The 24,016-nt window shown below is 41.6% G+C and carries 21 protein-coding genes; 16 read left to right on the forward strand and 5 right to left on the reverse strand.

Annotation, left to right across the window (positions count from 1 at the left end; translation table 11 throughout):
• Positions 1 to 13 precede the first annotated feature (13 nt).
• The 5 genes from J5X92_RS19670 to J5X92_RS19690 are packed head-to-tail and all read left to right on the forward strand — an operon-like array spanning position 14 to position 5,910.
• Complete coding sequence (locus tag J5X92_RS19670) at positions 14 to 1,522, forward strand: N-6 DNA methylase (RefSeq protein ID WP_208806355.1); 1,509 nt, start codon at positions 14 to 16, stop codon at positions 1,520 to 1,522.
• A complete protein-coding gene (locus J5X92_RS19675; RefSeq protein WP_208806356.1) occupies positions 1,519 to 2,811 on the forward strand; it encodes a restriction endonuclease subunit S in 1,293 nt (430 codons plus the stop codon). The genes J5X92_RS19670 and J5X92_RS19675 overlap by 4 nt, the downstream gene beginning before the upstream one ends.
• Positions 2,808 to 4,559 (forward strand): AAA family ATPase, encoded by a 1,752-nt coding sequence (locus tag J5X92_RS19680; RefSeq protein WP_208806357.1) that lies wholly within the window; start codon positions 2,808 to 2,810, stop codon positions 4,557 to 4,559. Before J5X92_RS19675 ends, J5X92_RS19680 begins: the two co-directional genes overlap by 4 nt.
• The gene (locus J5X92_RS19685; RefSeq protein ID WP_208806358.1) at positions 4,559 to 5,647 is read left to right on the forward strand and encodes a hypothetical protein; all 1,089 of its coding nucleotides are present in this window, start codon (positions 4,559 to 4,561) and stop codon (positions 5,645 to 5,647) included. Before J5X92_RS19680 ends, J5X92_RS19685 begins: the two co-directional genes overlap by 1 nt.
• Positions 5,648 to 5,652: 5 nt before the next feature.
• Positions 5,653 to 5,910 (forward strand): hypothetical protein, encoded by a 258-nt coding sequence (locus tag J5X92_RS19690; protein ID WP_208806359.1) that lies wholly within the window; start codon positions 5,653 to 5,655, stop codon positions 5,908 to 5,910.
• 938 nt (positions 5,911 to 6,848) lie between these two features.
• Here J5X92_RS19690 and J5X92_RS19695 read toward each other — a convergent pair.
• The 3 genes from J5X92_RS19695 to J5X92_RS19705 all read right to left on the reverse strand — a co-directional run bounded on the left by J5X92_RS19695 (position 6,849) and on the right by J5X92_RS19705 (position 10,206).
• Positions 6,849 to 7,400, reverse strand: a complete 552-nt coding sequence (locus J5X92_RS19695; protein WP_208806360.1) for a hypothetical protein — start codon at positions 7,398 to 7,400, stop codon at positions 6,849 to 6,851.
• 318 nt (positions 7,401 to 7,718) lie between these two features.
• Entirely contained in the window at positions 7,719 to 8,894 is a 1,176-nt protein-coding gene (locus J5X92_RS19700; RefSeq protein WP_208806361.1) for a site-specific integrase, read from the reverse strand.
• A gap of 382 nt (positions 8,895 to 9,276) precedes the next feature.
• A complete protein-coding gene (locus tag J5X92_RS19705; protein WP_244361115.1) occupies positions 9,277 to 10,206 on the reverse strand; it encodes a site-specific integrase in 930 nt (309 codons plus the stop codon).
• 296 nt (positions 10,207 to 10,502) lie between these two features.
• On the opposite strand from J5X92_RS19705, the gene dusA reads away from it, so the two are divergent.
• The 7 genes from dusA to J5X92_RS19740 all read left to right on the forward strand — a co-directional run bounded on the left by dusA (position 10,503) and on the right by J5X92_RS19740 (position 15,627).
• The gene (dusA, locus tag J5X92_RS19710) at positions 10,503 to 11,552 is read left to right on the forward strand and encodes a tRNA dihydrouridine(20/20a) synthase DusA (protein ID WP_208806363.1); all 1,050 of its coding nucleotides are present in this window, start codon (positions 10,503 to 10,505) and stop codon (positions 11,550 to 11,552) included.
• A gap of 228 nt (positions 11,553 to 11,780) precedes the next feature.
• On the forward strand, positions 11,781 to 12,062 hold the full coding sequence (locus J5X92_RS19715; RefSeq protein ID WP_126872812.1) for a hypothetical protein: 282 nt from the start codon (positions 11,781 to 11,783) through the stop codon (positions 12,060 to 12,062).
• Positions 12,063 to 12,413: 351 nt separating this feature from the next.
• Positions 12,414 to 13,085 carry a phage shock protein PspA gene (pspA, locus tag J5X92_RS19720; RefSeq protein WP_126872811.1) on the forward strand — a complete coding sequence of 224 codons (672 nt, stop codon included), beginning with the start codon at positions 12,414 to 12,416 and terminating at the stop codon, positions 13,083 to 13,085.
• 88 nt (positions 13,086 to 13,173) lie between these two features.
• Complete coding sequence (locus tag J5X92_RS19725; RefSeq protein WP_013782645.1) at positions 13,174 to 13,374, forward strand: PspC domain-containing protein; 201 nt, start codon at positions 13,174 to 13,176, stop codon at positions 13,372 to 13,374.
• Complete coding sequence (locus tag J5X92_RS19730; protein WP_126872810.1) at positions 13,374 to 13,718, forward strand: hypothetical protein; 345 nt, start codon at positions 13,374 to 13,376, stop codon at positions 13,716 to 13,718. Before J5X92_RS19725 ends, J5X92_RS19730 begins: the two co-directional genes overlap by 1 nt.
• Positions 13,719 to 13,875: 157 nt before the next feature.
• Positions 13,876 to 14,868 carry a DUF2333 family protein gene (locus tag J5X92_RS19735; RefSeq protein WP_013782647.1) on the forward strand — a complete coding sequence of 331 codons (993 nt, stop codon included), beginning with the start codon at positions 13,876 to 13,878 and terminating at the stop codon, positions 14,866 to 14,868.
• Positions 14,869 to 14,871: 3 nt separating this feature from the next.
• On the forward strand, positions 14,872 to 15,627 hold the full coding sequence (locus J5X92_RS19740; protein WP_208806364.1) for a TIGR04219 family outer membrane beta-barrel protein: 756 nt from the start codon (positions 14,872 to 14,874) through the stop codon (positions 15,625 to 15,627).
• A gap of 79 nt (positions 15,628 to 15,706) precedes the next feature.
• Here the strand turns inward: J5X92_RS19740 and J5X92_RS19745 are convergent, their stop codons facing one another.
• Positions 15,707 to 15,895 (reverse strand): hypothetical protein, encoded by a 189-nt coding sequence (locus J5X92_RS19745; protein WP_041452451.1) that lies wholly within the window; start codon positions 15,893 to 15,895, stop codon positions 15,707 to 15,709.
• Positions 15,896 to 16,369: 474 nt separating this feature from the next.
• On the opposite strand from J5X92_RS19745, the gene J5X92_RS19750 reads away from it, so the two are divergent.
• From J5X92_RS19750 to J5X92_RS19760, 3 genes are read left to right on the forward strand one after another with little or no spacing between them, the layout of a single operon-like run.
• A complete protein-coding gene (locus J5X92_RS19750; RefSeq protein WP_208806365.1) occupies positions 16,370 to 18,196 on the forward strand; it encodes an assimilatory sulfite reductase (NADPH) flavoprotein subunit in 1,827 nt (608 codons plus the stop codon).
• Complete coding sequence (cysI, locus tag J5X92_RS19755; RefSeq protein WP_208806366.1) at positions 18,196 to 19,914, forward strand: assimilatory sulfite reductase (NADPH) hemoprotein subunit; 1,719 nt, start codon at positions 18,196 to 18,198, stop codon at positions 19,912 to 19,914. Before J5X92_RS19750 ends, cysI begins: the two co-directional genes overlap by 1 nt.
• The gene (locus J5X92_RS19760) at positions 19,907 to 20,653 is read left to right on the forward strand and encodes a phosphoadenylyl-sulfate reductase (RefSeq protein ID WP_126872804.1); all 747 of its coding nucleotides are present in this window, start codon (positions 19,907 to 19,909) and stop codon (positions 20,651 to 20,653) included. Before cysI ends, J5X92_RS19760 begins: the two co-directional genes overlap by 8 nt.
• 79 nt (positions 20,654 to 20,732) lie before the next feature.
• Here J5X92_RS19760 and J5X92_RS19765 read toward each other — a convergent pair whose 3' ends face one another.
• Positions 20,733 to 21,644: a TIGR03899 family protein gene (locus J5X92_RS19765; protein ID WP_208806367.1), complete on the reverse strand. Its 912-nt coding sequence runs from the start codon at positions 21,642 to 21,644 to the stop codon at positions 20,733 to 20,735.
• Positions 21,645 to 21,780: 136 nt separating this feature from the next.
• Here J5X92_RS19765 and J5X92_RS19770 point away from each other — a divergent pair, with 136 nt between their 5' ends.
• Positions 21,781 to 24,015: an EAL domain-containing protein gene (locus J5X92_RS19770; RefSeq protein WP_126872802.1), complete on the forward strand. Its 2,235-nt coding sequence runs from the start codon at positions 21,781 to 21,783 to the stop codon at positions 24,013 to 24,015.
• The last annotated feature ends 1 nt before the right edge of the window (position 24,016 follow it).

Here is a 24,016-nt window from a genome sequence, read left to right on the forward strand (position 1 = left end):
AAGAGACAGTAGTATGAGCACACAAGATTTAATCAGTAAGTTATGGAATTTATGCCACGTATTGCGTGATGACGGCGTAACTTACCACGAGTACCTGAACGAACTAACTTACTTAATATTCCTGAAAATGGTCGAAGAAACAGGGCAAGATAGCCTCATTCCCGAAAATTATCGCTGGAGCGATATTGAAAACTTCAATGCAGCGACACGCTTAGAAGAATACAAAAAGCTACTTATACACCTTGGTTCACATGGCTCATTAATTACCAAAGCGATTTTCGCTGATGCAGCAACGTGTATTCGTAAACCAGCAACACTGAATAAGTTGGTAACCGAAATCGACAAGCTAGACTGGTACTCAGCCAAAGTAGAAGGCTTAGGTGACATGTATGAGGGCTTGTTGGAAATTAATGCGAGTGAGAAGAAGTCTGGCGCAGGCCAATACTTCACGCCAAGGGTGCTTATTGATGCCATGGTAGAATTAATGCGCCCAACGCTAGACGATGTTGTAGTGGACCCAACAGCAGGCACAGGCGGGTTTATCATCGCCGCTCATAAATATCTAGAAGAACATAACGACATATCAAGCCTTTCGGAAACAGCGTACGACAAGTATCAGCATAAAACCTTCTTCGGCATGGAATTAGTGCCCGATACGCGCCGCTTGGCAATGATGAACCTAATGCTACACGACTTAGCTATTGACGATGACAACGCAGGTGTGCTCTATGGCGATACCTTATCAAATGAGGGTAAAGCTCTACCGAAAGCCTCCCTTATTCTAGCCAATCCGCCTTTTGGCACAAAGCAGGGCGGTGGCGTTCCAACCCGTGATGACCTGGTACATTACACCAGTAATAAGCAGTTAGCCTTTCTTCATGCCATGTACCAAACCATGCTTAAGCCTGGAGGGCGAGTAGCAGTAGTGTTACCTGATAACGTATTGTTCGAAGGCTCTACAGGCCGCAAGATACGTAACGATTTGATGGAAAAGTGTAACCTGCATACCATCCTTCGTTTACCGACAGGGATTTTTTACGCGGCGGGCGTAAAAACAAATGTGCTGTTTTTCGATAAGCCCAAAGATGTGAATCAAGACACGGCCAACACCCAAAATGTGTGGGTTTATGACATGCGAGCAAACATGCCGCAATTCGGTAAACGTACAGTGTTAACCAAAGCCCATTTCGATGAATTCTATGAGGCAGTAGGTAGCGACCTTACTCAGGTTGATGAAGCCCAGCGACAAGCCTTTATCGACAATCATCAAAACGGCAGTGATGTGGGTGATGTCGATACTTGTCGCCTGCGTAAATTCACTCGTGAAGAAATTGCAGCGAAAGAAGATTCTTTAGATTTGGCTTGGATTCGAGACGATAGCGTAGAAGACGCTTCTAAACTGCCTGAGCCAGATGTTCTGATTAACGAGGCAATTGAAGAGTTAGCAGGCGCTATCACCGATTTACAGTCGATTCTTGTAGAGTTGGATATGGCAGAGGCTTCGGAAGAGGTCGTGCTATGAGTGAATTGCCTAAGGGATGGGAGTCCAAACAACTAAAGGAGCTTTTTTCATTTGTTCTGGGTGGTGATTGGGGGAAAGACCCTGAATATCCAGATGCTGACTTCGAGACTGTTTATTGTATCCGAGGGACTGAGTTTCGTAACTGGAAGAAAGAGAAAGGTCTAACGAGTGTTGAAAGAAAGGTTAAAAGTAGCAGTGTCGAAAAAAGGAAACTGCAAGAAGGCGATATACTAATTGAAATCTCTGGTGGAGGCCCTGACCAACCCGTAGGTCGAACTATATTGATAGACGAACAAGCACTCAACGTTCACGAAAATACGCCTCTTGTATGTACAAACTTTATTCGCTTGGCAAGGCCGCAAGATTCAGTTTCATCAAGGTATTTAAATTACTACCTTCAATCATTTTATTTAAGTGGTGAGGTTACTAAGTACCAAGGCGGAAGCAACAATTTACGCAACCTGAAGTTCAAAGAGTATGAAAAAATAGAAGTTCCTATAGCTCCATTAGAAGAACAAAAACGCATCGCAGACAAACTCGATAGCGTGCTCGCGAAAGTCGAAGCCGCCCAGGCCCGCCTCGACAAAATCCCCGCCATCTTAAAACGCTTCCGCCAGTCTGTGCTTGCTGCTGCTACATCGGGGGAGTTGACGAAGGAGTTGAGAGCTAATAAAGAGTTCGGGAAAGTGGTATGTATAGGAGATCTTACTAGTGACATTAGATACGGTACATCGAAAAAGTGCGATTACGATAATGAATTGACCCCAGTTTTACGAATTCCAAACATATCAAATGGTGGTATTGACCCTAACGATATGAAGTATGCTAAATTTGACGACAAGGAGTTTGAGAAACTTAGCCTAAAAACTGGGGATATACTTGTTATCCGGTCAAACGGGAGCGTAGACCTTGTAGGCAAATCTGCTTTAGTTTCAGAAGAATATGAAGGGTATTTATATGCTGGGTATCTGATACGGTTGCGTCTCCCACATTCCGACTACGCTCTACCAGCATATATCGATATGGCTTTAAAAAGTCCGCAGGTTAGGAAAGTCATAGAGTTAAATGCCCGTTCCACATCTGGAGTTAACAATATTAATAGTAAAGAGTTGGCGTCACTTTCCTTTCCTTTACCTGATGTTCAAGAGCAGAAGGAAATTATTACTAAAGTTTCAGAGCTATTTGGAAAAGCTGAGAAAATGGAAAGAAAGTATCTATCAGGAAAAGCTAGTTTGGACGCCTTAACGCAATCAATTTTAACAAAAGCATTTAGTGGCAAACTTTCATGAGGCTGAAAGCTTTAGAACTTGTCGGGAAATTTAAATCTATAGTTGGAACCAACGATAGGCCATTTTTTTATAAGTTTTTACAGACTAAAAAAGGTTTCAATCCTCTTTGTTTAGTTGGCTTGAATGGTTCGGGTAAATCTAATTTTATAGAATTAATAGCTGATATATTCAATTACGCAGATCGCTTTTATAATCAACAATTCCTATCAAGAAATGAGTTAAACTATAATTTTTCATTGACCTACAACATTGAATGTGAGGGTTTAGAAGTTGACGTTTGCTTACGTTGTAGAGAGGGATACTTATTTCTTGATTATGATGAAAAGCAAGTATCTGTTTCAAATCCTCATGAACTACTTCCAAGAAATATCATTGCGTATTCTTCTGGACAGAATCAGGGGCTAAGTTCAGTTTTTGCTAAGAACCAATTTCAGTATTTTGATTTGATAAGACGCCAAGGCGTATTTTTTAGAGAGTATACTGCAAAACGTAATGTGGCTTTAGAGAGAGCCTCTGTTGATAGCGATGCAGAAAGCGAAGAAATGTGGACTGAGCTATCTCAATATGTAAAAGGGAAGCTTGAGTCCTGGGGAAACCTGTTTGAAGTGCCAAGGTTTGCTCGCAATGACGAAGAATACTATCTTCAAATACCAGATGAACCTTTGGAAGCTAAAGAGCTAAATCTGCCAATAGGACTCTTTACCGATCATTCATTGAATAATTTAATATTTGTCTATTTGATGGTTTGCCAGGGTATCAATAAAGAAAAGTCTGAATCCTTCAAGAAATTTGTGAAAAAGGAAACAAAAATTTATGGAGTCAGTAGCTTTGAGATCGACTTAAGATTAAGTGAATATCGAGACTTTGAAAAAGTAGGAAGTATAGTAGATAGACTATTTGAGCTAAGTATTGATTCTCAAAAAAATTCGGAAGAAACGACTTCTCTTAAATTTAACTCTGAGACATTGAATGGAAGGCTTACTTTTCATATCAACGACGACTTTTACGACAGTTTTAGTAGATTGTATCTCGATGAAAGCTATTTCTTCGAGCATTTGATTTCATTACACCATCTTGTCGCTAAAAGATGGAGTCATGATGAAAAGCGCGTTTTAAAGTTAGATCAACATGAGCGAAATGTTCCAAATCTATCTGGTGGATTAATGCCAATCCGATTTACTAACATAAAAATAAAGTATGGTGTTAATGAAATCGAAAGTACCTACGATAGGGTGAGTGATGGAGAGCACCAGCTTATTCAAATTATAGGAAGCTTATTAGTTTTTTCTTCCGAGCAAACATTGTTTATTTTAGATGAGCCAGAAAGCCATTTTAATCCTGAGTGGCGAACAGAGTTTCTAGATCTTATTGAGAAGTATGTCGACACTTCTAAGATGGAGTTGCTGATATCGACGCATTCACCTTTTCTATTATCAGCTTGTGAATCAAACAGAGTTCTCTGTTTTAAGAAAAATGACAACCATGAGGTAGAAATCGACTCTCTTGAATTACAGACCTACGGAGCAGCTTTTGATGCGCTGTTGACATCCGTTTTTGACATGGATGTTTTAATCTCACAAAAGCCACTCAATGAAATTCGACGACGGCTAAAAGATTATGATGAGGGCATAACTGACGCTGCGGCTACATTAAAAGAATTAGAGAAGTTCGGTGAGTCTTTTGAACTGAATTATAGGATAAATAAGCTGAAGCAAGAGCTACAAAAGCAAGGAGAGCGAAATAGCTGATGTTATGGAGTGTAGAGAAACCAGAAAATTCAGGACTGTATTGGCTTGACATAGTTTACAAGAACTTTTATGTGGAGCTTTTTGAAAATACTGATTTTAAGGATTGTTTCTGTGAAGAGTTTCATGATGTTCTAGCTAAAAGTGCAAAAACAAACACCATGTTTACGGCTGTGTATGCTGAATATCATCGATTGGATGGTTTATTACAACAAGAGGTGCGAAGCATATTTGCTAACCATATGGATTATAAACAGTGTTTTTCTTCAACAGGTATTATTATTAAAACGCCAAGCGCTGGAATATCCGATTTCTGGAATAACGTTAAGAGCTTAGCGACTTATTTATATTCGACAACTATTGGATTAGTTTGCTTTCATAATGCATGTAAGGAAGAAGCTGACATAGATGTCCATTATCAAGAGTATAAAGATCTTAATGGGATTGTCTGTTGCTTTTGTGGCACTGAAGAAATGATGGAGGAGAGAGAAATTGAGCCTGAGGGTGGGGCTTGTACTACTGAAGAAAAGCAATGGAGAGCTTCTTATGACCATTACCTACCTAAGAAACTATATCCATTTCTTTCCGTTGATTTTGACAATTTAATTCCTTGTTGCCAAAAATGTAATGAAAAGGCTAAGGGAGAAGTAGATGTGCTAACTGCAAATGGTGTAAGGACATTAGCGTTTTATCCGTATGAAGATGAGCGTACAGTTAAGCTTGAGGCTTCTCTAGTTCGAATTGATGAAAAGCTCGATATGTCCGTTAATATAATAAATATTGACGATGAGTTAAATCTAAAGGCAATAAGTTGGAATAGGGTTTTTAAGGTTATCCCTAGAGTTAACAAAAGATTAAAAAACTTCAACCGCTCTTGGTTGGCTCCACTTTTTAATGGTGTTACTAGGGTTGATGATATTCGAGAAGTTTTAAGGAAAGAAATCGCTCGTTGTGACAAAGTAATGAAGGATGAACGCGAAGCTTTTTTCAAAAGTCTATGCTTTAGTGAAGTTGCGAGAAAAACAGATGAAGAGATTCAAGCACTTATGCACACAGTTCAAGAGGTCTATTCAGGAAGAAGTTTAGGATAAAAGTAATGATTAGTCGTCCGAAGATGATTATTGACACACTAAAAGACAATAAGGATAAAAAATTCACTGCAAGAGAGCTTGCTAAGCTTTTTGTGGAGCGCTATCCCGACGAGTTAGCTAAAAAGAGAAGCAATCCTCGATACGATTCGGAAGACAAATTTATTGCACAACTTGCTGCTGAAATTGGCGGCGAAAGGACATTGCGAGCAAAGCAACAGTGTCCGAACGTTTCAACTCGTGAGAAGCCGCGTCCACGTTTATAGTATTGGTCTGATATCCCGAATTCGATTATTGAAGACAATGAAGATTAGGACAAAGAACTAGAAAGCTATGCACCTGGCTTTTTAGAGCAAATATGTAAACAGACAGTCAGTGTTTATGAACGAAGTTCAGACTCAGGCATACCGATTAAAGGTCGCTTAAATATCTTCCCGATAGCCTTTCATGGGTCTAGTTTTGATGCACCCACTCGCACTATTGATGGTTTTCCGTCCCTATTATTTCGAGAGGGTAGCTCAGTCCCATATACCAAAGGTCGGTGTGGCCGAGTGAAAAAATTCTCTAGTTAAACGAAGCTAAAATTGTGGAGTATAACGGCACAACTAAAAGAAGTTTGAAGTAAGCGGGGCAAGTGACGCTGTGCATTGCCCACATTTTTCACATAATCTTTAATTTCGGTTCTCTCGATTTACTTTGCAACCACTGCTATTAGCATACCAAGCATAATCAGCTTTTAATTAAAAAATTTTTTTGTAGGAGAATGCTCATGTCGGGTCTGACTTCTTAAGTAGAAGTCGCGAACTTTAACTAGCACATGAAGAGTAAATAGAAAATATGAATTAGAAATGCAACAGGGTTTCAGTAACTGAGAACTGACTGGTTTTGCGTAGCCGCTAACGCTTATAGAATGAAGACTCGACATCTTTAATTTGCTAACGAATTGCGATAACAACAACTTCACTATTGGCAGAGGAACAAATTTGCAACAGGAGAATCTTTCATTAATGCATTATCGAAGCCCTCAACAAGCAAGAGGGCGTCACAATGTCATTATTAAGCTTTAACTATTCGGACACTGCTAAGGAAGCAGTGAAGGGCTATTATTTTAGCTCCTGACGGTAATGAGTTTGATAAACTTGAAGTAGTCAAGACTACTTGATTGAGTTAAGGCTAAATCAAATTACTTCCTCTAACGTACAATTTAGTTTCCAAAGAGATAGTTTATGATTCTCGAGAATAACCTCGCTTTTTTGCGGGGCTGAGTTGGATCTAAGTGATCGTAATGAATGCTCGTTGTTCGTGATGACGGACTTTGAACTACGTCGGGGTGTTTGTTTTGAGACGATGTCTTTCTCTGCGATATATAATGTTTAAGAAACTTTTTAGTCTTTTCTGCGTTTAGATTACTGATGTCACTCATTAACGCTGAAATTTCATTAGGTGTTACCGTTAAGCCATGATTCGATAAGTAGGTTAAAACCCTTTTTTCGGAGATTACGTCGCTTACATTAAGGCTTCTACCGCGAAAGCTTCCCGTTTTAAATTCCACCCAGTTGGCTCTATTAATTGACCATTCGTCAGTCTGCAATACTCCGTCCTCTACCAAAGACAAGACTTCATTGGCTTTTTTATTCCAATTTTCTATTACATCATCATTAGGCGCTAGCGCAGCCCTAGCGTTATTTTCAGTAATATCTCTGCGACCCTGCTCGAAACGCTCCAGCATGCGATCATATTCATCCCATCTTGACATATTTCTATACCCTTCAACTATTTCGGTCGAACGCTTCGCGGCCTGAGTCATTCAACAACTTTTCATCAGTCCTGCCCAGCTTGAATAGTACATTGTTTGATTTTGAAGTTATCACGTTCTGAGTTTAAGTTCCTGTGTTAGAGCCTATCTGTCAAGGCCAAGGGCTTTTAATGTCATTATCATGTCGCAAGGACAAAGCGTTGTTTTGTTTCATACTTACTAATAGATCAATAAAAGGGGTAAATGCAGAATAAGTGTGCTTAATCTGCGTAAGGCAAACATATAAATAGTCGACCGTCGATGCCTATCTCGAAAGGTCTAAAGCATCCCAGCTTGCATACGATTAATTTGCGTTATCAAATTTAAATTGTTCGAAACTCTGTGGGCACACAAATTTGTGTAAATACGCGTAATAGTTGAATGTTCGCGATGACCCGTGAAAGATGCCACGATCGCAACAGAAAGCCCCAACTCTAGCATACGGCAAATGCCCTCAGTTCTTAAGTCGTGTAATGACAGGCCTTCAATTCCTGCACTTTTCGCTATTTTAGTGAAGCTCGTAGACATAGTTTTGGCTTTTATATGAAAAACCGGATCTTTTAAAGAGGCGTTTTTAGGGCGAAGTTTTAAAAAAAGTTGTCTTGTTTTATCAAGCATCGGCAATGATTTTACTGAGCCTGTGCGCTTTCCTCTTTGCTTGAGCACAACAACGTTTATTGTCGAATTTTCAAAGTCTATATCTCCCCAGGTGAGAGACAAAAGCTCTGAGCAGCGCAATGCTGTACTTATATATAGTCGAAGTATAAGTGTATAGTCTCGTCTTAGCTGTTGAGATTTTTTATGTTTATATAGTTCCCGTAGCAATCGCTTCCATTCACCAGACATTAGCCTTCGGTCTTTTTCACCAGAGGCTTTAATGAGTCCGTTTTTGCGGAGAAGTCGTCTAGCTTTTAGTAGAGAGCTGTCATCGAACGTGATATCAAGCTGTGCATTAACATCACTAATAACGCGACTGATTGCAGACATGTCGATATTTAGTGTGCTGGCGGTAGGTGTGGTACTAGATTGAGCACGCTGCATCATGTAGTGATATAGAATTGAGTAATTTAATTTATCGACTGGTGTTCTAACAATATCGTATTTGAGCATGTGTTTTAGACATGCGATGGTACTTGTAGCGGGTTTGACGGGAACATCGCGAATAGCTCTAAGCCAAAATGCAATGTACTCTTTGAACTGTGATGAGGCTGAGATTACATTTTCATTTCCTTCCAAGAAAATGTTTTTTTGGGCGGGGCCTTTGTTTTTTATGACTCCGTATGTGGTAATCATCTTCGACCGCCACACGATAGCGTCTTTTTCGCAATCGAATTTAGCTTCTCTATCTATCTGATGTTCAGTGTTTCTATAACGACAAACGTACCTATTATTTTTAAAGCGAATCGCTGGTCGAATATTGTGTTGAACTAACTTATCTAAAAGCATTGCTGACATTATTTAAACTGAATTATTGTCTTTGGTTTACGCAATGTTCTTATTCTTTATTATAAAAATCAATAGTTTGAGATTTTCGCTTTTCTGTGAAACGGTGAGTTTTGTTTCACGGTTTTGGTGGCAGTTTAGGCAATTTTTTTTGAGTGTTTTTACTCTCGATTTTAAAATCCCAGGTTTTACATTGTTTTATTCAGCATATATAACGAAGTCGCACGGCAATTATTGTTACAATAAATGCCGTGACGTATGCTTTTTAATCTATTATAGGTCTCTTTTTGAACTATATCTATTTGATATATAGTTATTCTAACTTGCATCAATGCCGTCGATGAACTAACTGTTTTTTAAAAGATCAGTCCCACGTGCTAGTGAAGCCGACAGGTTAAACAGCTTTACGCTCTAAAAAATGCTGGGGTCTGATATTTACGTAAACACGCCACAACACATTCAAGTCGCGGTGTCCTGTGACCCGCGCTGTCTCTTCGACTGAATAACCCATCTCAATCAGTCGACTTGCTCCTTCACGCCGCAGGTCGTGATAGCGAAGATCGGGGATATTTAGCTTTTGTCGTGTTCGCCGAAAGCCAGATGTTATCGAGCGGGCATTGAAAGGGAATATGCGCTCGTCAGTCTGGTGCTGTCTTAATATGATACCAAGCGCATCGCCGAGAAGTGGTAGAATGCAGTGGTTGCCGATGCTGCCGTTCGGGTTTTTTCTATCTCTCACTAAAATTGTCTTTTGCTTAATATCTAAATCTCGCCATTTGAGTTTGCATACTTCGCTTATCCGGCAACAAGTGAGTATCGATATGAGAAACAAGTCGTGGTAAGGAATCAGACAGCAGTGATGCTGTTGTTTCAATTTAAGTGCATCTAAGAGTATTTCAAACTCATTTTCTTCTAATCTACGCTCTCTTTCGTTACTTCGCGAAATCAGCTTTAAGTCGTGTAGCGCTGGGTAAGCATTAACGATTGGGCGATCGTCAACGTTTATACCAAACATACTTTTACCCACACGAAAAACTTTCCTAATACAGCTAACGTCGACCGAAAGAGTAGAGGGTGAAGGCGATGAGTCAGACTTTTTGCGTTCAAGACAGAAGCTAACAACGTCGTTGGCGTTTACCTTAGAGACAAGCATTTTACCAAAGGTGCTTTTGGCTATATTTTGTAGGGTGTAGAAGGCAGTTCTACCGATAGGTTTATTACTATTTTGCTTCGCGTCTAGGTATTTTTGAATAAGTTCACCGACTGTACAATCAACTAATCCCATTTCAATATCAATGAGTTGCCGTTCAACTTTATGAACCATGTTTTTTGCCCATTTACTGGCGGATGATTTACTGTGAAAAGTTTTTGATGTTGAAAAAGTCACTACTCCAGACTCTTTATTTCTAACCCTCGCACAGTAAACAGTTTGATTTTTCCTAACTCTCTTTGAAATGCTATAATGCGCCATCAAATTATTCCTTAATAAAAAAAGCAGTTCCCCCGAAGAAGCTTTTCAGTTCCCCCGAAAGAGTGAAAATAAGGAATTAAAGGGATAAATACCGCACTTGGTCTTTACTCAAGAAATTAGATATTATCAATACAAAACAAAGGCTTAAATTGAATACCACCGTTCAAACTCTCGACCGCCGCTTCTCTGTCGCTCCAATGCTGGATTGGACTGATAGCCATTGTCGATACTTTCTTCGGCTGCTCTCAAAGCACTCATTGCTTTATACCGAAATGGTAACTACTGGCGCGATTATTTATGGCAAAGGCGACTACCTTGGATTTAACCAAGAAGAACACCCTGTAGCGCTGCAACTTGGCGGTAGTAACCCAGAGCATATGGCGAAATGTGCAGTACTTGCCCAAGAACGCGGTTACGATGAAGTGAATATCAATGTGGGTTGCCCTTCTGATAGAGTGAAAAATGGCAGCTTTGGCGCATGTTTAATGGCGCAACCTGAGGTGGTTGCTGACAATGTTAAAGCTATGCAGGCTGAAGTTGATATACCTGTTACCGTAAAATGCCGCATTGGTATTGACGACATGGACGAGTATAAAGATTTTGCTCGTTTTATTGATATCGTCGCTACCGCTGGGTGCGATACTTTTATTGTGCATGCAAGAAAAGCTTGGCTGCAAGGGTTGAGTCCAAAAGAAAACAGAGATATTCCGCCGCTAAATTACCCTAGAGTACATATGCTAAAAGAATCTCATCCAGAGCTCTCAATTAGTATAAATGGGGGGATAAAATCGCTTGCTGATGCTCAAGAGCAGTTAAAATATGTAGATGGAGTAATGATTGGAAGGGAGGTTTATGCCAATCCTTATATTCTGTCTACCGTTGATGCCGAAATTTTTGGCGATAATTCAGTTCAACCCATTAGCCGCCGCGATGTCGTATTAAAGATGCAGCAATATATAGAAAAGTGTATTGCGCGCCAAGACGACCCTTATTTCAAGCCTTGGCACGTAGCGAGGCATATGCTTGGCTTGTATCAAGGTCAAGCGGGTGGGCGTATATGGCGTCGTTATCTTAGCCAAAATGGTACCGGAAAGTCTCCAGATCCTCATTTATTAATGAATGCGCTTGAAGCTGTTGAGTCAGCGCAGCAAGAAATCAATGACTACAATGCGCAAAAAGCGGCGAATAATATTTCTTAAATGAACGGTAAGGTACTGAGTGGTCAAATACACTAAGCGAATTAATTAATTTGACCAAACCTTGGTGTTGTACGAAAAGTGGCCGAAATGTCGCGGGTGTCGTGATTTCTAATATCTTATATTAATTCAGTAGCTTACCTATAATTTTCCTAGATGGCACGAGTTTAGCTATCTATTAATCAAAGCAATAGCGAAGGGCTGTTGCAGTGATTACCATCAAGGGAAATTATGAAAACTTCACTTTTAGCAGCATCAATCGTTTCTATCACTTTATTTAGCGCTGGCGCCAATGCGCAAGAATCAATCCTTCAGTCAATATTGACGAATATGGTTGATCACGCCGTGAGTATCACTACCAACGAAGTAAAAGCAAATGTGTACCAAACGGTGGCGAATACGGCATATCACTTTGAGTTAGAAGGTGAAGCTACAACGGGTAAAGTAGAAGTTACCGATATCGCAGCAACATCAACTGCCGATACTGAAAAAGCTAGCTCTAGTGCTGAGTAAGCCATCGACGGTTCTACCCTATTTATGAAAAACGACCTAATAAGGTCGTTTTTTTTTGCCTTAATTTTTAAACGTAACGCTGATTTTGTCACTGGTTAAATTGACGAATAGTGAGTGGTTAAATTTGCTAAAAAGTTGGTTTATAGGAAAGCGGCGGAGCACCAGTTATTTTTATTTTTAAGTTTTAATTAATAAAAACAGCACCTTACTGATTTGGCACGCCAATTGTAATGTATTTGATAAGCAAAGAGATGTAAGCGACAAGATTGGTGTCAGCATAGTTAATCGCCAACCGTAGCATGGCCACTGCCTAGTCTACGTTATTAATCACACTGAAACGGAGCAATAACAATGGGTATGTTTTCAAGAATAAATGACATTGTGCAATCAAACTTAAACGCCATGCTAGATAAGGCTGAAGATCCTGAAAAAATCATTCGTCTAATTATCCAAGAAATGGAAGAGACCTTGGTTGAAGTACGCACTGATGCAGCACGTTACTTAGCCGACCAGAAAACCTTAGCTCGCCATATGGCTTCAGCAGAAAAAGATATCAACGGTTGGCAGGATAAAGCGCAGCTTGCCATGAATAACGACAAAGAAGGTTTGGCTAAAGCCGCGTTGGTAGAAAAGCAGAAATATGTTGCCAAGCTAAGTCAGCTAGAGCAACAGCAGGTACAACTGGCTGAAATTATCGAAAAGATTCAGGTTGATACAGGCCGTTTAAATAGCAAGCTAAATGAAGCGAAGCAAAAGCAAAAGTCGCTTGTTAGCCGCAAACAAACGTTAGAAACGCGCCTTAAAGTAAAAAGCGTGGATAACAGCAACAAAATCGATGATGCCATGATGCGTTTTGAGCATTACGAGCAGCGCATTGACACACTAGAAGCGCAGGTTGATGCCTACGATCTAACGAAGGATAGCGGCAGTGTTAGCTCTTTAGCCGCAGAGTTCGACGCCCTAGAAGCCGATGAAACGATAGAGAATGAACTGGCTGCGCTTAAGAAAAAAAAGGTAGCGTAAATATTAAGTGGAGTGCGGCGTAGGCTAGTACCTGCGCACTCTCACCGTACAGCCCTAAGTAAATCTGAAATGAATTGAGGAAATGAAAATGAAAATGCCATCACAAAAACGTATTTATAGAGATTTAGACAGCGCGGTTATTTCAGGTGTTTGCGCAGGCGTTGCACGGCACTTAGAGGTAGATCCAATTTGGGTTCGCGTTGGCGCAGCAACGGCGCTTATCTTTATGCCAGCTATCGCCGTAGTCTCTTATTTCGCGGCAGTCATGCTATTGCCAAGGGCAGTGTAATGAAAAACTTTCTTATCGCTATTGTGTTAGCTGTGATCTTGGTTAATTGTTTAGGCGGTGTTATTGACGACTGGTTTGGTATGCATATCGTAATGTCAGATGAATTACTTAGTCCTTGGGAAAACCTTGCTGCACTATCTGTGATAGGGGTTCTGTTAGCGGTAGTCGGTTTTGTCGTGGCAGTCAGTGTTCTTGGCACGCTATTGTTGGCTGCTGGTGCGGTGTTCTTAGCATTACTTGCTGCAGGTATTGGCGCGTTTTGGCCAATCGTTGTTTTAGCTATACTTATCTATGCATTTAAGGACAAATCCAAGCGTGATCAACACCTAAATCGTCCTGTATGATGATTATAAGTTTATTTAAGTTGTGTTATTAGGCCGTTAAATGGTGATATAACTGCAACCGTCATAAAGGTTTAGTAATTCTCGCGTATTTATAATTAGTTATACATTGCCGGTTAAGTCCGGCTTTGTGTCATTTGAAAGGAAGGTTGGCATTGATATGAGAAAATCAATTAGCACAAAACGAGTAGCCATTGTCATTGCAGTGTTGTTTCTGATTTTTTGGTTAATAGGTCTGTACTGGAGCATGGCACCAGACGCCTACGACGTTAAAAAGCGGGTGGCGCAACAAGCACAAAATATTAATCCAGAAGACGTGGCCGGCTATACGCTTACTGCAACTATGATTGATGTCTCTGAAACCTTGCTAGATAAACCGGGTGGTTACCTGTCGAATGATGTAATGCCGCCGGGTGTTTTCTTAGATAATATGCCGTCTTTCGAATTTGGCGCGCTGGAAATGATTCGAGACCTTGCGCTTTCTATGCGTAAAGACTTTAGCCGTTCGCAATCTCAATCGTTAGAAAACCCTTATCTGACTAAAGCGCATCCTAAATTTAATATGGATCATAAGAGCTGGATGTTTCCGTCGTCTGAGTCTAGTTACCGAGACGGCATAGAGCTTCTAAAACTTTATCGCGATCAGCTTGCGAACCCGCAAAATTCTGACAGTCAATTTTATACTCGTGCTGATAATTTACGTGAGTGGCTTAAGCAAGTTGAAAAGCGTTTAGGCAGCTATTCTCAGCGGTTAAGTGCCAGTGTTGGTTCTGCAAGAATTAATACAGATTTAGCGGGCGATTCGAAAGCGAAGCAATCTACCTCGGTAGCGCAGCAGCGTACGGTTAAAACCAGTTGGTTTAAGCTAGACAATAATTTCCATGAAGCGCGCGGCGCGACGTGGGCGCTACTACACTTTCTTAAAGCGGTAGAAGTTGAATTCTACGATGTATTAGAAGATAAAAACGCATTGGTTAGCTTACAGCAGATAATTCGTGAGCTTGAAGCAACTCAGCAGTCTGTGTTCAGTCCTGTTATTCTAAATGGCAGTGGCTTTGGTATGCTGGCTAACCATTCTTTAGTGATGGCGAACTATATTTCTCGCGCTAACGCTGCTTTAATTGAACTTTCAGAACTTCTCAGTCAAGGATAACAAATGAAAAAGTGTCTATTGGCAACCCTAGTGGGTTGTGCTCTTTTCTCCGCATCTTCGCATGCAGACACAATTGCAGGAGTGTACGCAGGTGCACATGTTTGGCAGACGGATACAACAGGTGGTTTCGCCGATAGTTCGTCTACTGCTGATTTCAATTTTGATGATGAAACAAATACTGCGTTATACGTTGCATTTGAGCACCCGTTGCCATTTGTGCCTAACGTGAAGATAGGGCATACCACCCTTGATAACTCGGGCACGACTACGCTAAATACTAACTTTACCTTCGATGGCGATTTGTACACTGCCGATAGTCAAGTGGACACCATTGTTGAGTTAGACGCTACAGACATTATTTTGTATTACGAACTGTTCGATAACGATTTAATTAGCTTCGATGTAGGTTTAAATGCCAAGTATATCGACGGCGCGTTCTCAGTTTACGATACCGCTAGCGACACACAGGGCTCAGGTGATTTTTCTGGTGTTGTACCAATGCTGTATTCGAAAGTACAAGTAGGCTTGCCGTTTACGGGGTTAGCGGCTTACGCTGAAGGTAGCTACTTGTCGTTTGACGATCACGAACTAAGCGATTACCAAGTAGCAGTGACTTACTCATTTATAGAAAGTCTCGCGGTTGATATGACCCTTCAGGTGGGCTATCGCAAAGTGACGGTGGATATTGAAGATCTTGACGATATCTATGCAGATATGGAATTTGATGGCGCGTTTGCAGGGTTAGAAGTCCACTTCTAATTGTTGCCGACATCTATCTGATAAACAAAAAAACCGACATGTGTCGGTTTTTTTGCTTTTTTATATTAGTACTATTGCACTAGTGGCCAAATTTAACTCTTATTCCTGCATTGGCAATGAAGCCATCGTTGCGAGACCATATATCAGTAGTCCACTGCCCACTAGCCGCTCGGCTAGGTAAAAGTAGAGGATGTTCGTCGTGCTCTGCATGCTCGTCATGTTTTTGTTCCTCAATGTCATCTTTGTGCCGCTCTTGATTCAATGGCACATCTGAGTGCTTAAATGTGTTGTCATGACTAGATGAAATTGCGCTAAGAAAGAACAGAATGATTAACGAAGTGGTTGATCTAAAAAACGGAAGTTGGGACATAATGTAGCAATTAGAAAATTTGATTGATTACAACATATTTCCACATGCTAGTCTTTGTGAATTTAAGCATAAAGCCCTTTATTTATTAATTGCTTAGGTGCTTTTTCTTTTCCTTCAGAAAGTTAGCTTACACCTTAAAATTTGCTTAAAACACTTTAGGTTTGTGCTTAATTTTAGGCGCTGATATCTAAAATTTTTTTAGGGAAGCTACCAAAAATCAACTTTACTGGTAGTGTTATCATCGAAAATAGCGTGTTTATACTCCAAAACACACTCTTAATCACTTTCAGTAATAAAAAAGTCTCATTTATTCTTTTCTCTTCTTCTAGAAAGCCGTTAGCCTTATGCCCATCGAATTAAGGCTAAAGAATTATGTCACAACAATCGAACAATCCATCGGCTACTGGTGCCGTACTAAACGAACAACAGTTCAATGCAATTACCCAAGCGATATCTGGGTTAAACCGCGACCAACTGACTTGGATCAGTGGCTATGCTGCCGGTATGGCCGCAGCACAAGGCGGCGCCGTTGCGCCAACTGCAGCCGGTGCAGTAGCACCAGCGCAGACTGATGCTCCCACGCTTACCATTTTATTCGGTTCACAAACCGGTAATGCGAAAGGCGTGGCTCAACAGTGTCAGGCTAAAGCGGAAGAAGCGGGCTTTAACTCTAAGTTAGTTAGCATGGCAGATTACAAGCCTCGTTCGCTTAAAGCTGAAACCCATGTTGCGCTTTTTGTTAGCACCCATGGTGAAGGCGATGCGCCAGATGATGCCATCGAGTTGCATGAGTTTGTTAGCGGCAAGAAAGCACCTAAGTTAAGCAGCACCAAGTATGCGGTGTTAGGATTAGGTGATAGTAGTTACGAATTCTTCTGTCAAACGGGCAAAGACTTCGATGAACGCTTAGGCAAACTTGGTGGTACCGAGCTAGTGGCCCGTGCCGATTGCGATGTTGATTATGAAGCGCAAGCTGAGGCGTGGCTGAATGACTTAATCGCTTCTCTTAAAGATGACTTTACAGCGTCAGCGCCTGTTGCCCAAGCAGTGCAAACTGGCTCAGCCGTGCAAGGCGCACCTGAACAAGCGTATACCAAAAAAGCGCCGTTTACGGCAACCTTGCTTGATGCTCAAAAAATTACTGGTCGTGATTCAGTAAAAGACATTCGCCATATTGAAATTAGCCTTGAAGATTCTGGTATTACCTACAAAGCGGGTGATGCATTAGGCGTGTGGTTTAAAAACGCGCCAAGTCTTGTTAATGCGTTCATAGATACACTTTCTCTTGATGGCGATGCAGAAGTGAAGGTTGCTGATGCAACGCTGACGTTGCGAGAAGCATTAACCAGCAAGCTTGAGCTTACGCTTAGCTATCCTAACTTCATTAAAGCCTATCAAGTAGCTACCGGCTCTGAAAGCTTGGCAGCGATGATGGAAGATAAAGCAAAACTGCGCACTTACATGGCCGAGCGTCAATTGATTGATATTGTGCGTGACCATCCGGGCAGTATAACTGCTCAGCAACTAGTAGAAGCGTTTCGACCGCTAACACCGCGCTTATACTCTATTGCGTCTAGCCAAACCGAAGTTGAAGACGAAGTTCACCTAACGGTAGCTCACGTAGACTATGAAGCCTTTGGTCATCGCCACCAAGGCGGGGCATCTGGTTTCTTATGTGAATATTTAGAAGAAAACGGTGAAGTAGACGTGTTTGTTGAAAACAACGATCACTTCCGTTTACCTGAAGATGGAAATACACCGGTTATCATGGTTGGCCCAGGTACGGGTATTGCCCCTTTCAGAGCCTTTATGCAAGAGCGTGATGCTCAAGAGGCTGAAGGTAAGAACTGGTTGTTCTTCGGTAACCCGCATTTCACCCAAGACTTCTTGTATCAAGTGGAATGGCAAGGCTACGTGAAAGACGGCCTACTAGATAAGATTACTTTGGCTTTCTCTCGCGACCAAGAAGAGAAAGTTTATGTGCAACACCGTTTGCTTGAGCATGGTAAAGAAGTGTACGAATGGCTTCAGCAAGGTGCACATTTTTATGTGTGTGGCGATGCAACCTACATGGCAAAAGATGTGGAAAATGCACTGATTAGTATTGTGCAACAGTACGGCGAAAAATCAGAAGCCGATGCTAAAGCGTACTTAGTTGAATTACGCAAAGCGAAACGTTACCAGAAGGATGTCTATTAATGAGCAATGAAAAATCACCATTTATCGTTGAGGGCAAACTGGCTGACAACGAGCGCTTAAAGCGTGAAAGTAATAACTTACGCGGCACAATCGAAACCGATTTAAAAGACGATTTAACCGGTGGGTTCACGGCAGATAACTTCCAACTTATACGCTTCCACGGTATGTATCAGCAAGACGATCGTGATATTCGCGCCGAGCGTGCTAAGCAAAAACTAGAGCCATTGCACAACGTAATGCTACGTGCCCGTTTACCGGGTGGCGTGATTACCCCTGACCAATGGTTAGCTATCGACAAGTTTGCCGCCGATCACACTATGTACGGCAGCATTCGTCTTACTACCCGTCAAACGTTCCAGTTTCACGGTGTATTAAAGCCGAAAATCAAGTCGATGCACCAAATGCTGAATAAAGCAGGAATCGACTCTATTGCCACCGCTGGTGACGTAAACCGAAACGTACTTTGTACCTCTAATCCGGTTGAGTCTGCTTTGCACGTTGAGGCCTATGAATGGGCTAAGAAGATAAGCGAGCACTTACTTCCAAAAACCCGTGCTTATGCTGAAATTTGGTTAGACGGTGAAAGAGTAGAAACTACTGAAAAGCCAGTAGAGCCAATATTAGGTGACAATTACTTACCCCGTAAGTTTAAAACCACCGTGGTTATTCCACCACAAAACGATGTAGATGTTCACGCGAACGATCTTAACTTTGTAGCTATTGCCGAAAACGGCAAGCTTATTGGTTTTAACGTACTAGTAGGCGGTGGCCTTGCCATGACACATGGCGATAAGAGCACTTTCCCACGTAAAGCCAGTGACTTTGGTTTTATTGGTTTGGATGACACGTTAGCCGTAGCTGCAGCAGTGGTAACTACTCAGCGTGATTGGGGTAACCGTGTTAACCGTAAAAACGCTAAAACCAAATACACGTTAGAACGAGTTGGCGTAGATAACTTTAAAGCCGAAGTAGAGAAGCGTGCAGGCGTGACCTTTGGCGACACTCGTCCATATGAATTCACAACCCGTGGCGATAGCTTCGGTTGGGTTGAAGGTATTGACGGTAAATACCACTTAACGTTATTTATTGAAAACGGCCGAATTTTAGATTATCCGGGCAAAACCTTGAAAACAGGGTGTGCTGAAATTGCAAAAATTCATACTGGCGACTTCCGCTTAACCGCGAATCAAAACCTGATTGTTGCGGGTGTACCAGCAGAAGATAAAGAAAAGATTGAAGCCTTGGCCCGTGAGCACGGACTTATTGCGCCAGAGACTTCAAATCAGCGTCTTGATTCTATGGCTTGTGTTGCCTTGCCAACCTGCCCATTAGCAATGGCAGAAGCAGAGCGCTATTTGCCTGATGCGGTAACGGAACTTGAAGGTTTGCTAGCGAAGCATGGTTTAGCGGACGACAGTATTATTTTCCGTGTAACGGGCTGCCCGAATGGGTGTGGTCGTGCCATGTTGGCCGAAGTTGGTTTAGTGGGTAAAGGCCCAGGTAAATATAACTTCCACTTAGGTGGCGATCGTGAAGGAACCCGTATTCCTAAGATGTATCGTGAAAACATCAGTGAAGAAGAAATTATGGCCGAACTTGATTCATTAATTGGCAAGTGGGCGAAAGAGCGTAGCGGTAACGAATCGTTCGGTGATTATGTTATTCGCGCTGAAATTGTCGCGCCCGTTGTCGATTCAGCTAGAGACTTTTATGAGTAATTCGACGCTAATTAATAGCAGTCCGTTAGCATTTGATATCAGCAAGGAAGCCCTTGCCGATATCAATGTTGAACTAGAAGAGATGAGTGCTCAAGCCCGCGTTGCGTGGGCGCTTGAAAACTTACCTGACAGTCACATTGTGTCATCAAGCTTTGGTGCTCAATCTGCGGTTATGCTTCACATGCTTACTCAAGCTAAGCCAGATATCCCTGTGGTATTAACGGATACTGGCTATTTGTTTCCTGAAACTTACAAGTTTATTGACGAGCTGAAAGACGCATTGAATCTAAACTTGCACGTGTATAACGCAGATATTTCATCTGCGTGGCAAGAAGCTCGCTTTGGTCGATTGTGGGAACAAGGTGTTGAAGGCATTGAGCAGTACAACCGAATGAACAAGGTTGAACCTATGCAGCGTGCTTTGAAAGAACTTAACGCAGGTACATGGTTTGCCGGTTTACGCCGCAGCCAATCTGATACCCGCGGCAAATTACCTGTGCTTCAAAAGGTAGGCAGTCAGTTTAAGCTCTATCCTATTATTGATTGGAGCAACAAAGATCTGCACTACTATTTGAAAGAGCATGGTCTGTCTTATCATCCTTTGTGGGATGAAGGCTATGTATCTATTGGCGATTGGCATACCACGCAATCATTGCAAGAAGGCATGAGTGAACAAGATACTCGTTTCTTCGGGCTTAAGCGAGAGTGTGGATTGCACGAGTTTGGTGACGGTATTTAAGCTGTCACCCGCTCGTCTAGCATACAGAAACCGCTAGATGAAAAGCAGGTCTGAAAAAAAGCGGTGCTAATACGACGGGTTAATGAATATTGAAGACTTCGCTTAATACGTCCTTAAGAGCCGATAGGTAAGTAGGGTTTTGTTTTCTTGGTACGAGCTTATAAAGTTCGCCACCTACCGCGGTAAACTTAAAATATACTAAGGCCACACCTGGCTGCTTGCTTTCTAATGTGAACTGCTCGGCACCACAGCGCCATCTTGTTTGTTGGCCTTCTGTATATTCACCGCTTTCTATCTCGCTAGCATAAAGTAGCTTCATATCTTGAAGGGCCAGCAAATCGGGGTAGGAAAGGCCGACAGAGGCTAAGTTGAGCTGTTCCGGCACCGCACGTTTGAAAAAAGACAGTATGCCTTTTTTTCTATGAAAGCCGACTAATATACGAGGGATAGTATCGTGTTGCCGTCTACTGGCAATACTGACAGCCTTCGCAAATACTTTTGCGTCTCTGTGAGTAAGCAATTTCAGCATTTGTAAGCTACGAAGAGAAAAGCTGCCGGGTTTACTTACCTCAACGGCAAAAATTTTGCCCCAAAGTCCCTGCATTCCCGGGCTGTGGATCTCTTCTGCCATGTTGCTGAAGGCAAAAAACCAATCTGGATCAAGTCCATCGTTTTCAGATTCGGTTATGTTGACATTTAGTGCTATATTTAATACAGCTTGGAGGTTTGCAGCTTTTTGTAATTCTATTATCTGCTTTCTTCGTTCTAACGTGTTGCGTTGGCTTTTAGGATCTTTCGCCATTGAAGGAGAAATGCCGACACGAGAGAACCAAGAGAGTATCTTTTGCCGTACAAAATGCGTCGGTGTATCTTGTTGCACATTTTGAGTCGCACTTTGGTTTGGATTGTCGTTACGGCTAGCCGGCGTTGGTTCAGTAGGGCGCTTGGTCTTAGGAAGTGAACTAGTATAAGGATCAGGGGTTATCTTCATTTTAATATGTAGATTGCCATTCAAAGCATGAACAATAGGTTACCACTATTGCATTGCAGTATCGATTTAGCAATTCTGATAAACAGCATACAGGCAAAAAAGTATGTATGAATCAGTGACGAGGGTATAAGCAGTTATGTCGGCAACGGATTACGATAACGATGAACTTATCTTCTTAGATGATGATGGAAGTTCTGATATCGATACTACTTTTTATAAAGAATGGAATATTCTTATTGTCGATGACGATGAGGAAATTCATACCGTTACGCGACTCGCACTCTCCGACCTTATTGTTAATGATAGAAAACTTAATTTCCTTCATGCTTATTCGGCTAAAGAAGCCAAAACACTTCTGCACGATTACGGTAAAACGATAGCTATCATTTTATTGGATGTTGTCATGGAAACTGATGACGCCGGTTTCGATGTAGTGCGTTATATCCGGGAATCCATGGGGCTAACCGAACCACGTATTGTTTTAAGAACAGGGCAACCTGGTTATGCACCTGAAGAAGAGGTGATTAAGCTTTACGACATTAACGATTACAAAACAAAGACAGAGCTTACCCGCGCCAAACTGATGACGACGGTTATCTCTTCTCTGCGCTCTTATCAGCAAATAATGACAATCAATCAAAACCGTATTGGTTTAGAAAAAATCATTACATCGTCGGCCAATTTATTTGAAGAGCATTCGGTAAAAGGGTTTTGCGAAGGGGTTGTTACTCAAATTAGCTCGTTGATTGGATTAGATGCTGAGGGCCTTGTTTGTGCTAGAGCTGGTTCGGTTCTCGATAAAGACGACAACGGTGTGTATATCTTAGGGGCCGCAGGCGAATATGCTTCTTTTATTAATGAGTCTATCGATAACATTAATAACAGTGAAATTGTCGAGCAAGTAGGTCGCTGTCTTCGCCTTAAACGTCATATTTTCGAATCTGATTCATCTGTGCTGTATATAAACCGTTCTGGGTTTGAAGCGGCAGTTTACGTAAATATGGTAAGTGAAATTACTAACCTAGATAAAAGCTTGTTAGAAGTGTTTTTATCCAGTATTTCGGTAGGCTACGAAAACGTAAACTTGTTTCACCAACTAAGAAACGCAGCCTTTAGGGATTGGCTTACGAGACTTCCCAATCGTAATGAATTTATCAATATGCTCGATAAGCCGCATATTTTTGCCTGCGAAAACTGCTCAGTTGCGCTTATTGATGTAAATCATTTTTCAGACATCAACGATGGTTTAGGCCAAGAAGCTGGAAATGAGCTATTGCGTGCTATCAGTGATAGGTTTCAAGCGTGCTTCGATGACTCAGTTAAAATTGGGCGCATTGGCGCGGATGTGTTTGGGCTTATTGGCCCTTCGAGTGTGGTTAACCCCGACAATATTAATTCATTGTTTCAATCGTCGTTTAAGGTGAGCGACCACACCTTGCCTGTCAGCGTGACGATGGGGCTATGTCAACTCGATGACAAACGAAATATTGGCTTAGAAATTTTAAAGCGCATTAATATTGCCCTAAATCGCGCGAAAAAGAACATAAGCGACAACTTCGAGTATTTTGCTAAAGATATTGAAGACAAAACCACGTGGCGCCTAGAAATGATACGCCGCTTACGCAGCGACTTCATGGCACGTAAGCTAGAGTTGTGGTTCCAACCGCAAGTAGATTTGGTCAGTGAAAAAGTCGTTGGCATGGAAGGTTTGCTACGTTGGCCTGATGGGAACAACGGCTATATTTCCCCCGCGGTGTTTGTGCCTCTGGCAGAGTATTCAGGTCTTATTGTTGATATTGGTGAATGGGTTCTTGAAGAAGCCTGCCACCGATTGAGAGATTTAAAAGAGGCAAACTTCGGCGACTTAAGGGTGGCGGTAAATATATCAATGCCTCAGTTTAGAGATAGGTCGTTTGTTAATAAAGTGCTTGGCACTATTAGCACATCTAAATGCGATCCAAGTTTACTCGAGTTAGAAATAACAGAAAGCGTGGTGATGGATGAACCGCAAATTGTGATAGATGCTCTTAGAACGTTAAAAGAGCATGGTGTTGCCATAGCAATAGACGACTTCGGTACGGGGTTTTCGTCTATGAGTTACTTGCAGCAACTTCCATTAGACAGGCTTAAAGTAGATCGCTCGTTTATTCGTGATATTGAGCCCGGTAAAAGCGCTGTGCTTGCTGAGACTATTGTTACCTTAGGAAACAAACTAGGGCTACTCACTATTGCTGAAGGGATTGAAACCAAAGAGCAAGCTGAGTATATGATTGAATTAGGATGTAATGAAGCGCAAGGCTTCTTTTATGCTAAACCCATGCCATTTAATGAATTGATGGATTACCTCGTGTCCCAAAAAGACGTGAACTAAC

The organism is Alteromonas sp. K632G (assembly GCF_017653625.1).
Taxonomy (GTDB): Bacteria; Pseudomonadota; Gammaproteobacteria; order Enterobacterales; family Alteromonadaceae; genus Alteromonas; species Alteromonas naphthalenivorans.